Below are 15,379 nucleotides of genomic sequence, written 5' to 3'. Positions count from 1 at the left end.
GGCGCATCGACGACGCTGACGGCATGGCACAGGAACCCGTCTCCCTCGACCGCGCCCTCGACTCCTTCACGGAGCGGTGGAGCCCCCGCATCGTCACCGCCGTCAACGACTACGACGTACGCGTCGCCAAGGTGGAGGGCGAGCACGTCTGGCACGCGCACGACCACACCGACGAGTTCTTCCTCGTCCTCGACGGCGAACTGCACATCTCGCTGCGCGAGCCGGCCTGCGAGCGCACGGTCGTCCTCCCGAAGGGCTCCGTGTTCACGGTCCCCCGCGGCACCGAGCACAAGCCGCACGCCCTCGTCCCCACCGCCATCCTCCTCTTCGAGCCCACCGGCACCCTCACCACCGGCGACCGCCACGACGAGGTCCCGGCCCACGTGGACACGACGACCGGGCACGCGCTCGGCTGACCGGTGGTGCGGGGTGTCAGCCGCCGACCTGGTGTTCCACGCGGTGGCGGATGTACGCGTCCGGATGGGATCGGGCGATCCTCACCGCCGTGTCCACCAGGTCGTGCAGCTCAGGCGGATGGGCCGACTTCCGCAGGGGCAGTCCGGGAAGGAGACAACGCCGGACGTCCAGGTGCTCGTTGCTCACGAACTCACGCAGCGCGGCATCCCGCCACTCGGCCGGGATGTCTGCGTCCTCATCGGGTTCCGCCCGCTCGGCGGCGTCGGGGTCCTCCGCCCGTACGAGGGGCATCCGCGCGGGCAGGGCCGACCAGTACCAGGCCCGCGCGGCACCCGCCCGATCGGCATTCGTGCCCGTTCGCAGGCAGTCGAGCAGCGCGGCCTGGACGCGGCGCTGCCCGAACGCGTTCAGCGCCGGCTCGACGAACTGACGGTTGAAGCTCGGATCGGGATCGTGGACGGCCGCCTCGATCAGCACGTCGAAAGCATCCTCGGGCAGGTCCACGCCTCGGCGGCAGGCTTCACGCAACGCGGTCCGGACGCGGCGCTCCCAAGTCCATCGGTCAGAGGGATCCGGCACCGGGGGACATCCAGCCCGAGGAGCCGGACCACGGCTGTCAGACGCCTGGCGAACGCTTCCCACCGGTCCTCCGTGCGTCCCGGTAGTGCCTGGAACTCCCGCGCCGTTCCGTCCTCGGTGGTCCCGTTCCCGTTCGCGGTCAACCGTCGCCCCCTTGCCCGTGTCACACGTGTACGATCCCGGCCCTCGTACGCGGTCGGCAGGTTCGAAGTATGAACGACGCCGTCCTCACGTTCCCACCCTGCCGACGCGCCCGCGCCCGAGTCTCCGAGCCGACCGGCAAGGGCTGCTGGTCCTCATGCGCACGGACCAGGCACGGCGGGAGCTCATGCCCCCCCTTCCTCCGGATCCTCCTCGTCCTCCGGCACCGTCTCTTCCCGGGTGGCCCTCCGGCGCAGGTTCTCCACGTCCGTCTGCAGGCCGATGAGCAGCATGTGGAGCTCGTCCAGGACGCCCACCGGGACGATGGGGGTGTGGTTGCCGACCTCTGGTTCGAGGAGGAGCAGCCGGTCGAGGGAGTCCCGGGCGTCCGTGATGCTCTGCCGCAGGACCAGCCGGTGTTCGGCGGCGCGCTGGCTGGCGGGCCGGTGCGCCTCGTGCGGTCCGTCCGGGTCCGGGGACGGGGCGCTCGTGCCGGGGTCCGTGTCGTCGTGGGCCCCGCCCGGCGTACTCCCGTCTGCCTCCGCGGATCCACTTCCGGCGGCCTCCGGCGCCGAGCCGGTCACCGGGCCCGACGGGCGCGGAACGAGGGGTGCCTTCGGGGGATGCGCCTTGAGGGCGCGTTCCGGGTTCGAGGCCCAGACGACGTCCCACTGGTACAGCGTCACGGGCACCCCGTCGGCATCACGCTCGATCAGGTCGGGGCTGTCCAGGTCGACCTTGAAGTGCACGTACGGCGTGCCGGGAGCGCCTCCTGTCTTCTGCTTGTGGATGAGCTGGCGCATCGTCACGGCGTTCTCCGGCAGGGCGTCGCTGCGGAACCGGTTCGCGGCCAGCGCGAGGGTCCACAGTCCCAGCTCGTTGTGCTGCTGGGACAAGTCCTCGACGACCTGGTTGACGTCGGCGCGGAACGGGACGCCGCCCTTCTCCTTGGCGGCCATGAGGGCCGAACCGACGTTCCGGGTCAGGAGCTTGTCGGCGATCAGCGCCACGCCTCCGGCCACGGCCAGGGTGCAGCGTGCGTCGGTGTCACCGGCCAGGGCGGGCTTCACCAGGCTCGTGAAGTCGTCCGTGGGGCACGGCTCCCACTCCTGGATGACGTCGGAGGTCAGGACACCGCCGTTGTTCCAGGCGTTGCGCGCCTGGGTGGTGACGTGCTTCTTGTGCGAGCGCCACGGCAGGTCGATCAGCGGACCGAGCAGTTCCGCGAATCCCTTCAGGCCCATGCGCTTGCCCCCCTTGATGGCCTTGGCCTGGTCCTTCAAGGGCTCCAGCAGCTCCGGCCGGGTCAGGGCGTGCACCAGGTAGACGCTGCGCCACAGGGCGGTGCCGGGAGGCTCGGAGCCTGCGTCGCCGGCGAACACCCTCGGCAGCTCCTCCACGGGGATGCGGCCGACGGCCAGACCGTAGACGGTCTGGAGATCGTCCTTGGGCACCAGGGAGTCACCGAGCTGGATCACGCGCTTGAGGGCACGCGTGGCGACCTCGACGTTCTGGGCGGCCGTGTCCCACTGCTTGAACTCGACGTGCACCGAGGCCAGTACGGAGCGGATCGCGTCGTCGAAGATGTCCTCGGCGGCCAGCAGGTGCCCGGGGTGCCCCTCCGCTCCGACGGCGATCTGGGCCGGGAGGACGGAGGTCTGGGCGATCTGGGCGGTGCGCGTCCCGGGCTGCTGCTCGGCGATGCCCCGGGCGAACTCCTCCCGGAGTGTCCGGCGCCACTTCTCCCGGCTTGCGGCAAGGCGCTGCCCGAACGGGCTGCCGCCCTGCGCCGCCGTTACGGTGATGTTCTTGCCGAAGAGAGAGTCCACCGCGAGCTCGGCGGTTTCCGCCGCGTCCGCGTCCGGCCCGGCGAGGACGGACCAGGCGCTCGCGAGCCGGGTGATGCCGTCCCGTACGACGAGGGCGTGGAAGGACTCGGTGCCGTCCTCGAAGGTGATCTCGACGGGGTGTGCGATGAGGTTACGAGTGACCTTACGGGCCAGGATGGAAGGTGCGTAGCTGTTGAGCGACAGCGTGCCGTGGATGGTCTGCCACACATGGTTCCGCAGGTGGGTGGGGTTCTGGTACCGGTAGCGCACGATGGCGCAGGGGCGGTCGGCGTCCGTGAGCCCCTGGACCTGGGGGTCCGGGATCTCCATGACCTCCATCCCGGTGCGAGGCTGGATGCCGGGGAGCATCTCACTGAGGTGGACGCGGGTGACGACCGAACGCAGGGTCGCGCCGTCGACGTTCTCCACCATCAGCAGTCCGGCGGGCTCGGCGGCGGTGGGCCGCAGCTGCACCGCGACGCCGTCGGGGCTGGTCGTGGCGCGGGCGACGGCCTGCCAGGCGGCTTCCGGCAGCAGCGTCACCGGGTTGGCCCGGCCCGCCTCGACCACCTTCGTGAGGTCCGCGTCCGCGGTCGCGACCGGCAACTCGGGCTCGACGTTGGACACCAGTACGGATTCGGAACCCCACTGCACGGTGAAGGAGCGGGGGGCGTGAACGGGCATGGGTGAGACCTCCGGGTACGGGAACGGACAGGGCAGGCCGGCGAGGCCAAGGGGACGGGAAGTGACAGGGGTGGACCGCACAGGCCCACCGCCTGGAGGAAACTCCGGCGCCGGGCAGCCGGGGACGACGGCCGGAGTCTCCTCCGGCGTCGGCCCGATGCTCGGCCGGTGACGCTCGTCGAACGCGGCGGGCGTCAGATCCGGAGGGGGCACAGGGCGCCCGGGAGCAGCTCGGGAAACCACTCCCACAGGAACCGGCGGTTGTGAAACCGGGCGTGGTGCTGGTACGCGCAGTACGCGACGAACTCGGCGGCCTCCAGCAGGCCGTCCGCGGCGGTCAGGGCATACGGCGGGCCCTGGAGCAGGTCCGGGGCTGTCGGGGCCGGGCGGGGGGTGAGCTCGTACCAGTGGGTGACGCTCGTGTGGGCGCGGATGAGCACCAGGGCGGCCGATCCGTCCTCGCGGTGGCGGGACGACAGCCCTTCGAGGAGGGCCGCGGTCGTCGCGGCGGTACTCGTCCCGGCTCCGAGAGCGGTGCCGACCGTGGTCCCGGGCAACCGGGCGATGACCTTCAGCCCGCGCCGCAGGACATGCCGATAACCCCACTGCTCGGCCCGGCTCGGACCGCGCTGGATCGATGTGAGGCGCGGCCTGCCCTGTCCGGCCGCGAGCTTCCTCGCGCGGAGCGTGTCACCACGTCTGACGTTCAGCGCGGGGTCCGCGTACAGCTCCTCGCGGAACTCGTCCCACGTACTGACCGGGTCCTTCGACTCCAGAGCCTCGTACGACATCTGGAGCAAACCGGCGACGGCCATGTCCGGGCCGCCGGACAGGGCGACGACATAGACGCTTCGGGGCGGGTTATTCGCTTTCGTGAATGTATGGGGTATGCGATCCTTCCCGCCGCCGGCGGCGGGGGTGGCAGAGTGCTTCTCAGAAGCGTTCAAGGCTCAACTCCATTGCGTGGCAAAGGATGTCGGGGAGCCTCCGCTGCAACGGCGGTGCTCGCGCGTTGCAGGCGCCTCGCTTCGCGCACCGATAAAACTACTGATCCGAGGGGGCCTCACCAAGCCGATTTCGAAACCTGATCGAACTTGGATTCGTATGGTCAGAAATGATCCAGTCCAGATGTCAGGGGATCAATTGGGTGCGCGCTTCGGAGTAGTTTTCGAAAAGCCAAGGGAGCGGGTTCTGGCCGAGCCTGTCGAGGGTGGCGAGGGCTGACGCGACGGCCACGGTCTGACCGAGGGCGCTGTCCTTCTCGATCACGAATACGGACGCGTTCTCGGACGTAGGCAGCCGCCGGGGCAGCGTGATGAGCCCGAGCTTGTCGAGTTCCTTCGCGATCTCCTCGCAAAGCTCGGCGCTCAGCCGCTGCCGGTCCGGCGCCGCGTACTTCTTGATGAAGCGCATCGAGAGCAGCTTGATGCCGTCATCTACCTCTACAGCGTGCGCGATAACGGTGAAGTCCATAACTCAGTACATTACTGAGTTACTTGCTGAGATGGGTGGGTGTTCTCTTGAAAACCTTCCTGGGTCGAACGGTCCAGGGTGCGGGCCGCGGTGGCCCTACACCCCGTACCCGTCGCTGTACCCGTCGCGGGTGCGCGGGCGGGTGGTGTCGTCGACGACCGGTGTGGCGGGGGGTACCACGACCCGCCTGCGCCGGGCGATGCTGCTGAAGGTCGCGACGCCGATCAGACCGACGATCATGAAGATGACGCCGACCAGGTCAAGGTTGACACCCTGCATGTCCCAGTCGGTCGCGAACGTGAGGATTGCTCCCACGGCGATGAGGATGATGCATCCGCCGAGGCCCATGAGTGTCGCCTCCCTGTCCGGTGTTTCCGGTGTGCACCGGGTACCCGGGCGGGCGGCGCCCATGCGCCGTGGGCGGCAGGACAGTTGACTAGCCGTCGAGGAACGCCACCAGCGCGTTCGCGAGCAGGAACGGGTCCTGCGCGCCGCACAGTTCGCGGGCGCTGTGCATCGACAGGATGGCCACGCCGATGTCGACGGTCCTGATGCCGTGCCGGGCGGCGGTGATCGGGCCGATGGTGGTGCCGCACGGCATCGCGTTGTTGGAGACGAAGGACTGGAACGGGACGTCCGCCTTCTCGCAGGCCGCCGCGAAGACCACCCGGCCGGAACCGTCCGTGGCGTAGCGGTTGTTGACGTTCACCTTGAGGATGGGGCCGCCGTCGACGCGCGGGTGGTGCGTCGGGTCGTGCCGCTCCGCGTAGTTGGGGTGGACGGCGTGGCCGGTGTCGGAGGAGAGGCAGACGCTGCCGGCGAAGGCCCGGGCCCGGTCCTCGTACGATCCTCCGCGCGCGAACACCGAACGCTCCAGGACGCCGCCGAGCAGCGGGCCGTCCGCGCCGGTGTCGGACTGGGAGCCGTTCTCCTCGTGGTCGAAGGCGGCGAGGACGGGGATGTGGGAGAGGCCGGAGTCCCGGCCCGCCACGGCGGCGAGCGCGGCCGTGGCGGCGTGCACCGAGAGCAGGTTGTCCATGCGCGGGCCGGCCACCAGCTCGCGGTCGCGGCCCAGGTAGGCGGGCGCTTCGACGGAGTGCACCATCAGGTCCCAGCCGGTGACCTCGCCGGAGGCGAGCCCGGCGGTCTCCTCCAGGAAGGCGATCAGGTCGCCGTCGCGGACGTCGTCGCCCATGCCCCACACCGGCTGCATGTGCCGCTGCTTGTCGAGCTTGAGGCCGTCGGCGTTGACCGAGCGGTCCAGGTGGATGGCGAGCTGGGGGACCCGCAGCAGGGGGCGGTCGACGTTGACCAGCCGGGTGGAGCCGTCGCGCAGGGAGAGCCGGCCGGCCAGGCCCAGGTCGCGGTCGAGCCAGGAGTTGAGCAGTGGCCCGCCGTAGATCTCCACGGCGACCTGGCGCCAGCCGTGCGCCCCGCTGTCGGGCCGGGGCTTGACGCGCAGATTGGGGGAGTCGGTGTGGGCGCCGACGATCCGGAAGGGGGTGTGCGCGTCGGCGCCCTCGGGGACGTACCAGGCGATGATCGCACCACCGCGCAGCACGTACTTGCCGCCGGCCGACCCGTCCCAGGCGTCCGTCTCCGCGACCTGCCGGAAGCCCGCCTTCTCCAGCCGCTCGGCGGCGTTCGCCACGGCGTGGTACGGCGTGGGGCTCGCCGCCAGGAAGGACATCAGGTCGTCGGTGTGGCCGCGGTCGAAGCGGGAGGGTGCGCTCATGGGTTCACCTTAACGAGGACGAGGGCCCGCTTCCCGGTGCGGGAGCGGGCCCTCGGGCGGGGTCCGGCTGGATCTCGTGGGGTCTGTCCGGGGAGGTCCGGGAGGGTCCCGGGAGGTCCCGGAAGGGGCTAGAAGGCCGCCTCGTCCAGCTCCATCAGGTCCAGCTCGACGCCTTCGGCGACCTTGCGGGCCAGGGTGACGCCGGGCAGGACGTTGGCCGCGAAGAACTTCGCCGCCGCGATCTTGCCGGTGTAGAAGGCGACGTCCTTGGCGGAGGCCGTCGGGAGCTTCTCGGCGGCGATCGCGGCGCCGCGCAGCAGCAGGTAGCCGACGATCACGTCACCGGAGGCCATCAGCAGGCGGGTGGTGTTGAGCCCCACCTTGTAGATGTTCCTGACGTCCTGCTCGGTGGCCGCGAGGTCGGTGAGCATCAGGCCGACGATGGCCTCCAGCTCGACGGCCGCCTTGGCCAGGTGCTCGCGGGCCGTGCCGAGCTCCTCGCCGCCCTCGCCGAGCGCCAGGAACTTCTTGATGTCCTCGGCCAGCGAGTTCAGCGCCGCGCCCTGGTTGCGGACGATCTTCCGGAAGAAGAAGTCCTGGCCCTGGATCGCGGTGGTGCCCTCGTACAGGGTGTCGATCTTGGAGTCCCGGATGTACTGCTCGATCGGGTACTCCTGGAGGAAGCCGGAGCCGCCGAAGGTCTGCAGCGACTGGGCGAGCTGCTCGTAGGCCTTCTCGGAGCCGTATCCCTTGACGATCGGCAGGAGCAGGTCGTTCAGCGCGTGCTCGGTGGAGGCGTCCTCGCCGGCCGCCTCCTTGACCTGGATGGCGTCCTGGACGGAGGCGGTGTACATGACGAGGGCGCGCATGCCCTCCGCGTACGCCTTCTGCGTCATGAGGGAGCGGCGGACGTCCGGGTGGTGCGTGATGGTGACCTTGGGGGCCGACTTGTCCATGAAGTTGGCCAGGTCCGGACCCTGGACGCGCTCCTTGGCGTACTCCAGCGCGTTGAGGTAGCCCGTCGACAGCGTGGAGATCGCCTTCGTGCCGACCATCATGCGGGCGAACTCGATGATGCGGAACATCTGGCGGATGCCGTCGTGCTTGTCGCCGATCAGCCAGCCCTTGGCGGGGTGGCGGTCGCCGAAGGTCATCTCGCAGGTGTTGGAGGCCTTCAGGCCCATCTTGTGCTCGACGTTGGTGGCGTAGACGCCGTTGCGCTCGCCGAGCTCGCCGGTCTCGAAGTCGAACTCGTACTTCGGGACGAGGAAGAGGGACAGGCCCTTGGTGCCGGGTCCGGCGCCCTCGGGGCGGGCCAGCACGTAGTGGAGGATGTTCTCCGACATGTCGTGCTCACCGGAGGTGATGAACCGCTTCACGCCCTCGATGTGCCAGGAGCCGTCCTCCTGCTGGACCGCCTTGGTGCGGCCGGCGCCCACGTCCGAGCCGGCGTCCGGCTCGGTGAGCACCATCGTGGAGCCCCACTGCCTCTCGGTGGCGATCTTCGCGATGTGCTTCTGGACCTCGTTGCCCTCCTCGAAGAGGATGCCGGCGAAGGCGGGGCCCGAGGAGTACATCCACACGGCCGGGTTGGCGCCCAGGATCAGCTCGGCGTAGGCCCAGATGAGGGAGCGGGGGGCGGTGGTGCCGCCGATCTCCTCGGGCAGGCCCAGGCGCCAGTACTCGGAGTCCATGAAGGCCTGGTAGCTCTTCTTGAAGGACGCCGGGACGGGCGCGGTGCTGGTCTCCGGGTCGAAGACCGGCGGGTTGCGGTCGGCGTCGGTGAAGGACTCCGCCAGCTCGTTCTCCGAGAGGCGGGTGAGCTCCTCCAGGATGCTCTTCGCGGTCTCGACGTCCATCTCCTCGAACGGACCCGTGCCGTACAGCTTGTCGCGTCCGAGCACCTCGAAGAGGTTGAACTCGATGTCGCGGAGATTCGACTTGTAGTGCCCCATGGCGACGGCTCCGTTGGAAAGGTATCGGCGAGGCGCTGACTCCTCGCGGCTGATTCACATGATTCGCGTACCGGCAAGTAGCTACGATGATGCTACCCGTCGGTAATAAGAAGCAACCCCGATCCGGACATCTGTGACCCAGCCCTCCCGGCGGATCAGTAGTCTGTGCGGCATGTACGGCTACGACCAGAGCGCGGGGGCGCAGCAGGGTTACGTCCCGCCGCAGCAGCAGATGCAGGGCGGGTACGGGCAGCAGGCGCCGCTGTATCCGGAGCCGTCCGCGCCCTCGCTCGCCGACGCGGTGCGCGCGTTCACCACCGGGCAGATGGCGGCCGAGGACTTCCAGCAGGTCTTCGCCACCTCCAAGGTCTACTGCCCGCGCGGCGACAACCCCGGATTCCTCGCCCTGCACAACACCCAGCAGCCGGTGATCCCGATGTTCACCTCGCTGAAGGAGCTGCGGCGGTACGCGGGCAAGGAGTCCAAGTACTTCGTGATCACCGGCGCCGAGGTGATCGACCTGCTGCCCACGGGGTACGGCTTCGTGCTCGACATGGAGGGCGAGCACCGGATGGTGTTCGACGCGAAGGCCGTGGAGCAGATGGTCGAGTTCGCGATGCGCCGCATGTATGGCTGACCGCTGTCACCCCTGAACGCCGGGCCCGGAGGGAATGTCCTCCGGGCTTTCGTCGTTCGGGGTGGCAGGAAGTTCAACGCTCAACTAAAATGAGCGTACCCGAGGAGGTACCGACATGCCTGCAGTGACCGTCGAGAACCCGTTGACGCTGCCCCGTGTGACCGCGCCCGCCGACGCCGTGGCACGCCCCGTGCTCACCGTCACGACCGCGCCGAGCGGTTTCGAGGGCGAGGGCTTCCCGGTGCGCCGGGCGTTCGCCGGGATCAACTACCGCCATCTCGACCCGTTCATCATGATGGACCAGATGGGCGAGGTGGAGTACGCGCCCGGGGAGCCGAAGGGCACCCCCTGGCACCCGCACCGCGGCTTCGAGACCGTCACCTACATCATCGACGGGATCTTCGACCACCAGGACAGCCACGGCGGCGGCGGCACCATCACCAACGGCGACACCCAGTGGATGACGGCCGGCAGCGGTCTGCTCCACATCGAGGCGCCGCCGGAGCAGCTCGTCATGTCCGGCGGGCTCTTCCACGGGCTCCAGCTCTGGGTGAACCTCCCCGCCAAGGACAAGATGATGGCGCCGCGCTACCAGGACATCCGGGGCGGCAGCGTCCAGCTCCTCACCTCCCCCGACGGCGGCGCGCTGCTGCGCGTCATCGCCGGTGAGCTGGACGGCCACGAGGGTCCGGGCGTCACGCACACGCCGATCACGATGGTGCACGCGACGCTCGCGCCGGGCGCGGAGATCACCCTGCCCTGGCGCGAGGACTTCAACGGCCTGGCGTACGTCATGGCGGGCAAGGGCGCGGTCGGCGCCGAGCGGCGTCCGGTCCGCCTGGGCCAGACGGCGGTCTTCGGGGCCGGCTCCTCGCTGACCGTCCGCGCGGACGAGAAGCAGGACTCCCACACCCCGGACCTGGAGGTCGTCCTCCTCGGCGGACGGCCCATCCGGGAGCCGATGGCCCACTACGGCCCGTTCGTGATGAACACCCGCGACGAGCTCCAGCAGGCCTTCGAGGACTTCCAGAAGGGCCGGCTCGGCACGGTCCCCGCCGTGCACGGCATGTCGGAGGGCGGACCCGCGGTCGGCAACGACGACGCCTGAAGACTGCCCGGCTCCGGCAGTGAACCCGGCCGCGTACGGACCGATGATGTCCGTACGCGGCCGGATCGTCGAGGAAGGGGCTGGGAACCGATGGGTGAGCGCCGGATACGGAAGATGCTGCGGCAGATGGAGAGCGGGGAGCCCGTACGGGTCGTCAGCGCCATGGGCTCCATGAAGAAGCTCGCACGGCTCGCCTCCTTCGCCCAGCAGTTCGGATACGAGTACGCGGACGTACGGCAGGGGGGCGGGGCCCAGGGCAAGGGGCTCACGATGCTGCTCGTGCCCGATCCCACTCCCGAGGCCCGGGAGCGGGCCGCGCGGAACCGGGCGCGGTACCCGAGGGCCGCCGACGGCGGTGAGCTGCCGCGCCCCGCGCCCGAGGAGTTCGAGCTGCTCAAGGCCCGCATCGGCTACGACCTCGCCACTCGGTACACCGAGAAGCAGAAGGTGGCGCTGTCGGGCGGCGTCTTCACCGTGCTGGCCCTGGCCATCGCCGTCAAGGTCGGCGCGCACACCACCGGGCTTGTCGTCGTCGGTGCCGTCTGGGCCGTGCTGATGGCCCTCCTGCCCGTGGGGTTCATCGTCAACCGGCGCTACCGGGAGAAGCAGACCGCCGTGCTGCGGGCGGCCGGGCTGGCACCGGTGACCGAGCCGAACGGACGGGTGCGGTACGTGCCGGGCGGCCGGCTGCCCGGGCACGGCAATCCCCTCGCGCGCTGAGGGGAGTTCAGCGCGGACCGGTCCCGTCCTTCTCGTACAGCTCGAACCAGATGCTCTTGCCCCTGCCGCGCGGGTCGACGCCCCAGGCGTGGGCGAGGAGTTCGATCAGGAGCAGGCCGCGTCCGGAGGACGCCAGCTCGCCCGGCCGGCGCATGTGCGGCAGGTCGTCGCCGGCGTCGGTGACCTCGACGCGCATCCGGCGGCCGTCGCCGCCGACGGTGACCTCGGCGAGCAGCAGCGCGTCGGCGTCGGTGTGCACGAGGACGTTGGTGAGCATCTCCGACAGCAGCAGCACCGCCGAGTCCACCTGGTCCGGCGAGGACCAGTCGTGGAGGAGTTCGCGCAGTTGCCGGCGGGCCACCGAGACCCGCTCGGGCTCGGTCTGCGCCACCGTCAGCGCCGTGCGGCGCACCGGCTGATCCACCGTGTCCGGCCCCGTGCCGCAGCCGCAGCCCTCGCCCTCCCGGGACAGCAGCATCAGGGCGATGTCGTCCTCGCGGCGGTCGGCGAGCGGGCCGGTGGTGTGGTGGGAGGAGGGGCCGTGCACCGCCTGCACCAGGGCGTCGGCCAGTTCCTCCTGGGTGCCCTTGTGCTCCTCGAGGATGCCGCGCAGCCGCTGCCAGCCGGTCCCCAGGTCGTGGCCGCCGGTCTCGATCAGCCCGTCCGTGCAGATCAGCATGGTCTCGCCGGACTCCAGGACGAGCCGGGTGGTGGGGTAGTCGGCGTCCGGGGCGACGCCCAGCGGCAGCCCGCCCGCCGTCGGCCGGGCCAGCACCGTGCCGTCGGCCATACGGATCACCGGGTCCGGGTGCCCGGCGCGGGCCACCTCCAGTACGCCGGTCGCCGGGTCGACCTCGACGTACAGGCAGGTCGCGAAGCGCAGCTCCACCGGGTCCGCCTCGTTGATCCCGTGCAGGAAGCGGGAGGCGCGGGAGAGCACGGCGTCGGGGCGGTGCCCCTCGGAGGCGTAGGCCCGCAGGGCCGTCCGCAACTGGCCCATCAGCCCGGCCGCCCGTACGTCATGGCCCTGGACGTCCCCGATGACCATCGCGAACCGTCCTCCCCCGGACGTCGTCCGGGAGGTGCCCCCGGGCAGCGGGATGATGTCGTACCAGTCGCCGCCGACCTGGAGCCCGCCGCCGGTGGGGATGTAGCGGGCGGAGACGCTCATGCCCGGGATACCCCGGCCGAGCTCGGGCAGCATCGTGCGCTGCAGGCCCTCGCTCAGTTCCCGCTGGTTCTCGGCCGTGCCCGCCCGGGACAGCGCCTGGGCCAGCATCCGGGCGACCGTGGTCAGGACGGAACGCTCGTCGGGGGTGAACGCGACCGGGTAGGCGAAGGCCGCCAGCCAGGCGCCCATCGTGCGGCCGGACGCGGTCAGCGGCAGGAAGGCCCAGGACTGGCGGCCGAAGCGCCGGGCGAGCGGCCAGGTGAGCGGGTAGCGGGCCTTGTACTGCTCCGGGGAGGAGAGGTAGACCGCGCGGCCCGTGCGCACCACCTCGGCGGCCGGGTAGTCCGTGTCCAGCGGCATGTACGCGAACGGGTTGTCGTCGCCGGCCTCGTGGCCGTGGTGGCCGATGATCGTGAGCCGGTCGCCCTCGACGCCGAACACGGCCAGTCCGTCCGGTGAGAATCCCGGCATCGACAGGTTGGCCGCGACGCGCAGCACCTCCTGCGTCGACCGTGCCTCCGCCAGCGCCCGGCCCGCGTCCAGCAGGAACGCCTCCCGGGAGCGCCGCCAGTCGCCGGTGACCGCGCTGCGCCCGGCGGGTGTGCCCGGGGCGGGCTCGGTGACCTCCTGGAGGCTGCCGGTCAGGACGTACGCCTTGCGGGCGCGGTCGAAGGAGGGCTTGGAGCGGCTGCGCACCACCCGGACGACCCGGTTCTGGTCGTCCATGATCCGGATGCGCACCTCGGCGAGGGTGCCCTCGACGACGGCGAGCTGGATCACTCCGGTGATCTCGTTCCAGTCGACGGGGTGCAGCCGGGACCGGATCTGGGCCTCCGTGAGGGTGACCTGTTCGGCGGGGAGTCCGAGCAGCCGTGCCGCCACGGCGTCGACCGTGACCAGCCCGGACGCGGTGTCCCAGTGCCACAGACCGGTGTCGAGGGCGGCGAGGACGTCTCCCAGGGCGGGCAGGGGCTCACCAGTGCGCATTGCACCACTTTATGGAGAGGATCCGGAAAGCTGCCACTGTGTCCGGACGGTAATGACGGAGAAGCGATCTCGGCCCGGCCGGTAGGCTTGGGGGGAGTTTCACGTGAAACAACGACCCCGATCCGCGAAGGCTGGATGAACGACGATGCATCGGTACAGGTCCCACACCTGCGGCGAGCTCCGCGCCTCTGACGTCGGCACCGACGTCCGGCTGAGTGGCTGGCTGCACAATCGGCGCGACCTGGGCGGCATCCTCTTCATCGATCTGCGCGATCACCACGGCATCACGCAGCTCGTGGCCCGGCCGGGCGCCGAGGCGTACGACGCGCTGGACAAGCTCTCCAAGGAGACCGTGGTCCGCGTCGACGGCAAGGTCGTCTCGCGCGGCGCGGAGAACATCAACTCCGAGCTGCCGACCGGTGAGGTCGAGGTCGAGGTCTCCGTGGTCGAGGTGCTGGGCGCCGCCGCCCCGCTCCCCTTCACGATCAACACCGAGGACGGCGTCAACGAGGAGCGGCGCCTGGAGTACCGCTTCCTGGACCTGCGCCGCGAGCGCATGCACCGCAACATCATGCTGCGTACGCAGGTCATCTCGGCGATCCGCCACAAGATGACCGCGCTGGGCTTCAACGAGATGGCGACGCCGATCCTGAGCGCCACCTCCCCGGAGGGTGCCCGCGACTTCGTGGTCCCCTCCCGCCTGAACCCGGGCAGGTTCTACGCCCTCCCCCAGGCCCCCCAGCAGTTCAAGCAGCTGCTGATGATCTCCGGCTTCGACCGGTACTTCCAGATCGCGCCCTGCTTCCGTGACGAGGACGCCCGCGCGGACCGCTCGCCGGGCGAGTTCTACCAGCTCGACGTGGAGATGAGCTTCGTCGAGCAGGAGGACGTCTTCCAGCCGATCGAGAAGCTCATGACCGAGCTGTTCGAGGAGTTCGGCAACGGCCGTCACGTGACGTCCCCGTTCCCACGGATCCCGTTCCGCGAGGCGATGCTGAAGTACGGCTCCGACAAGCCGGACCTGCGCGCCAAGCTGGAGCTCGTCGACGTCACCGACGTCTTCGAGGGCTCGGAGTTCAAGGCCTTCGCCGGCAAGCACGTACGCGCCCTCGCGGTGCCGGACGTCTCCGGCCAGCCCCGCAAGTTCTTCGACCAGCTCGGCGACTACGCGGTCTCCCAGGGCGCGAAGGGCCTGGCCTGGGTGCGCGTCGGCGAGGACGGCGCGCTGAGCGGCCCGATCGCGAAGTTCCTCACCGAGGAGAACGTCGCGGAGCTGACCAAGCGGCTCTCCCTGGCCCCCGGCCACGCGGTGTTCTTCGGCGCGGGCGAGTTCGACGAGGTCTCCAAGATCATGGGCGCGGTGCGGGTCGAGGCCGCCAAGCGCGCCGGCCAGTTCGAGGAGAACGTCTTCCGCTTCTGCTGGATCGTCGACTTCCCGATGTACGAGAAGGACGAGGAGACCGGCGCGATCGACTTCTCGCACAACCCGTTCTCGATGCCGCAGGGCGGCCTGGAGGCCCTGGAGACCCAGGACCCGCTGGACATTCTCGGCTGGCAGTACGACATCGTCTGCAACGGTGTCGAGCTGTCCTCGGGCGCGATCCGGAACCACGAGCCGGAGATCATGCTCAAGGCGTTCGAGATCGCGGGCTACGACCGCGAGACCGTCGAGGAGAAGTTCGCCGGCATGCTCCGCGCGTTCCGCTTCGGCGCCCCGCCGCACGGCGGCATCGCGCCCGGCGTGGACCGCATCGTCATGCTGCTGGCCGACGAGCCCAACATCCGCGAGACCATCGCCTTCCCGCTCAACGGCAACGCCCAGGACCTGATGATGGGCGCGCCGACGGAGCTGGAGGAGGCCCGGCTGAAGGAGCTGCACCTGACGGTGCGCAAGCCCCAGCCGAAGTAACCCCGGCCACGGCGAAGGGCCCGGAACCGGCACC

General features: G+C 70.2%; 13 protein-coding genes. 5 read left to right on the top strand and 8 right to left on the bottom strand.

Annotated features, from left to right (window positions below; all coding sequences use genetic code 11):
- Nucleotides 1-23: 23 nt before the first annotated feature.
- Nucleotides 24-416 (top strand): cupin domain-containing protein, encoded by a 393-nt coding sequence (locus IH50_RS0103025; protein ID WP_030856899.1) that lies wholly within the window; start codon nucleotides 24-26, stop codon nucleotides 414-416.
- 16 nt (nucleotides 417-432) lie between these two features.
- On the opposite strand, the gene IH50_RS0103020 is transcribed toward IH50_RS0103025, so the two are convergent.
- The 7 genes from IH50_RS0103020 to IH50_RS0102990 form a co-directional block, all read right to left on the bottom strand.
- Nucleotides 433-921, bottom strand: a complete 489-nt coding sequence (locus IH50_RS0103020; protein ID WP_234328072.1) for a hypothetical protein — start codon at nucleotides 919-921, stop codon at nucleotides 433-435.
- 401 nt (nucleotides 922-1,322) lie between these two features.
- Nucleotides 1,323-3,650, bottom strand: coding sequence for a hypothetical protein (locus IH50_RS0103015; protein WP_030856895.1), 2,328 nt, complete (start codon nucleotides 3,648-3,650; stop codon nucleotides 1,323-1,325).
- Between the two features lie 194 nt (nucleotides 3,651-3,844).
- The gene (locus IH50_RS40700) at nucleotides 3,845-4,465 is read right to left on the bottom strand and encodes a hypothetical protein (protein WP_030856893.1); all 621 of its coding nucleotides are present in this window, start codon (nucleotides 4,463-4,465) and stop codon (nucleotides 3,845-3,847) included.
- Between the two features lie 316 nt (nucleotides 4,466-4,781).
- Entirely contained in the window at nucleotides 4,782-5,123 is a 342-nt protein-coding gene (locus IH50_RS0103005) for a hypothetical protein (RefSeq protein WP_030856891.1), read from the bottom strand.
- A gap of 96 nt (nucleotides 5,124-5,219) precedes the next feature.
- Entirely contained in the window at nucleotides 5,220-5,471 is a 252-nt protein-coding gene (locus IH50_RS0103000) for a DUF6458 family protein (RefSeq protein ID WP_030856889.1), read from the bottom strand.
- Nucleotides 5,472-5,559: 88 nt separating this feature from the next.
- Nucleotides 5,560-6,858, bottom strand: a complete 1,299-nt coding sequence (locus IH50_RS0102995) for a M18 family aminopeptidase (RefSeq protein ID WP_030856887.1) — start codon at nucleotides 6,856-6,858, stop codon at nucleotides 5,560-5,562.
- Between the two features lie 128 nt (nucleotides 6,859-6,986).
- On the bottom strand, nucleotides 6,987-8,813 hold the full coding sequence (locus IH50_RS0102990) for an acyl-CoA dehydrogenase (RefSeq protein WP_030856885.1): 1,827 nt from the start codon (nucleotides 8,811-8,813) through the stop codon (nucleotides 6,987-6,989).
- A 172-nt stretch (nucleotides 8,814-8,985) separates the two neighbouring features.
- On the opposite strand from IH50_RS0102990, the gene IH50_RS0102985 reads away from it, so the two are divergent.
- The 3 genes from IH50_RS0102985 to IH50_RS0102975 all read left to right on the top strand — a co-directional run bounded on the left by IH50_RS0102985 (nucleotide 8,986) and on the right by IH50_RS0102975 (nucleotide 11,278).
- Entirely contained in the window at nucleotides 8,986-9,450 is a 465-nt protein-coding gene (locus IH50_RS0102985) for an SseB family protein (RefSeq protein WP_030856883.1), read from the top strand.
- Nucleotides 9,451-9,565: 115 nt separating this feature from the next.
- Entirely contained in the window at nucleotides 9,566-10,558 is a 993-nt protein-coding gene (locus IH50_RS0102980; RefSeq protein WP_030856881.1) for a pirin family protein, read from the top strand.
- Between the two features lie 90 nt (nucleotides 10,559-10,648).
- On the top strand, nucleotides 10,649-11,278 hold the full coding sequence (locus tag IH50_RS0102975; RefSeq protein ID WP_030856879.1) for a hypothetical protein: 630 nt from the start codon (nucleotides 10,649-10,651) through the stop codon (nucleotides 11,276-11,278).
- 7 nt (nucleotides 11,279-11,285) lie between these two features.
- Here IH50_RS0102975 and IH50_RS0102970 read toward each other — a convergent pair whose 3' ends face one another.
- A complete protein-coding gene (locus IH50_RS0102970; RefSeq protein ID WP_030856877.1) occupies nucleotides 11,286-13,436 on the bottom strand; it encodes an ATP-binding SpoIIE family protein phosphatase in 2,151 nt (716 codons plus the stop codon).
- 145 nt (nucleotides 13,437-13,581) lie between these two features.
- Here IH50_RS0102970 and aspS point away from each other — a divergent pair, with 145 nt between their 5' ends.
- On the top strand, nucleotides 13,582-15,345 hold the full coding sequence (gene aspS / locus IH50_RS0102965) for an aspartate--tRNA ligase (RefSeq protein WP_030856875.1): 1,764 nt from the start codon (nucleotides 13,582-13,584) through the stop codon (nucleotides 15,343-15,345).
- Nucleotides 15,346-15,379: the final 34 nt, after the last annotated feature.

The sequence above is a fragment of the Streptomyces sp. NRRL S-37 genome, from assembly GCF_000721605.1.
Taxonomy (GTDB): Bacteria; Actinomycetota; Actinomycetes; order Streptomycetales; family Streptomycetaceae; genus Streptomyces.
The sequence above is the reverse complement of the archived record's forward strand: the minus strand, read 5'-3'. Positions and strand labels throughout refer to the sequence as shown.

Bases quoted from the DNA above. Each gene is read 5' to 3' on its own strand.
- IH50_RS0103000 (WP_030856889.1), bottom strand. From the start codon at position 5,471: ATGGGCCTCGGCGGATGCATCATCCTCATCGCCGTGGGAGCAATCCTC.
- IH50_RS0103015 (WP_030856895.1), bottom strand. From the start codon at position 3,650: ATGCCCGTTCACGCCCCCCGCTCCTTCACCGTGCAGTGGGGTTCCGAA.
- IH50_RS0102985 (WP_030856883.1), top strand. From the start codon at position 8,986: ATGTACGGCTACGACCAGAGCGCGGGGGCGCAGCAGGGTTACGTCCCG.
- IH50_RS0102995 (WP_030856887.1), bottom strand. From the start codon at position 6,858: ATGAGCGCACCCTCCCGCTTCGACCGCGGCCACACCGACGACCTGATG.
- IH50_RS0102980 (WP_030856881.1), top strand. From the start codon at position 9,566: ATGCCTGCAGTGACCGTCGAGAACCCGTTGACGCTGCCCCGTGTGACC.
- IH50_RS40700 (WP_030856893.1), bottom strand. From the start codon at position 4,465: ATGGCCGTCGCCGGTTTGCTCCAGATGTCGTACGAGGCTCTGGAGTCG.
- IH50_RS0102970 (WP_030856877.1), bottom strand. From the start codon at position 13,436: ATGCGCACTGGTGAGCCCCTGCCCGCCCTGGGAGACGTCCTCGCCGCC.
- IH50_RS0103025 (WP_030856899.1), top strand. From the start codon at position 24: ATGGCACAGGAACCCGTCTCCCTCGACCGCGCCCTCGACTCCTTCACG.
- aspS (WP_030856875.1), top strand. From the start codon at position 13,582: ATGCATCGGTACAGGTCCCACACCTGCGGCGAGCTCCGCGCCTCTGAC.
- IH50_RS0102990 (WP_030856885.1), bottom strand. From the start codon at position 8,813: ATGGGGCACTACAAGTCGAATCTCCGCGACATCGAGTTCAACCTCTTC.
- IH50_RS0102975 (WP_030856879.1), top strand. From the start codon at position 10,649: ATGGGTGAGCGCCGGATACGGAAGATGCTGCGGCAGATGGAGAGCGGG.
- IH50_RS0103005 (WP_030856891.1), bottom strand. From the start codon at position 5,123: ATGGACTTCACCGTTATCGCGCACGCTGTAGAGGTAGATGACGGCATC.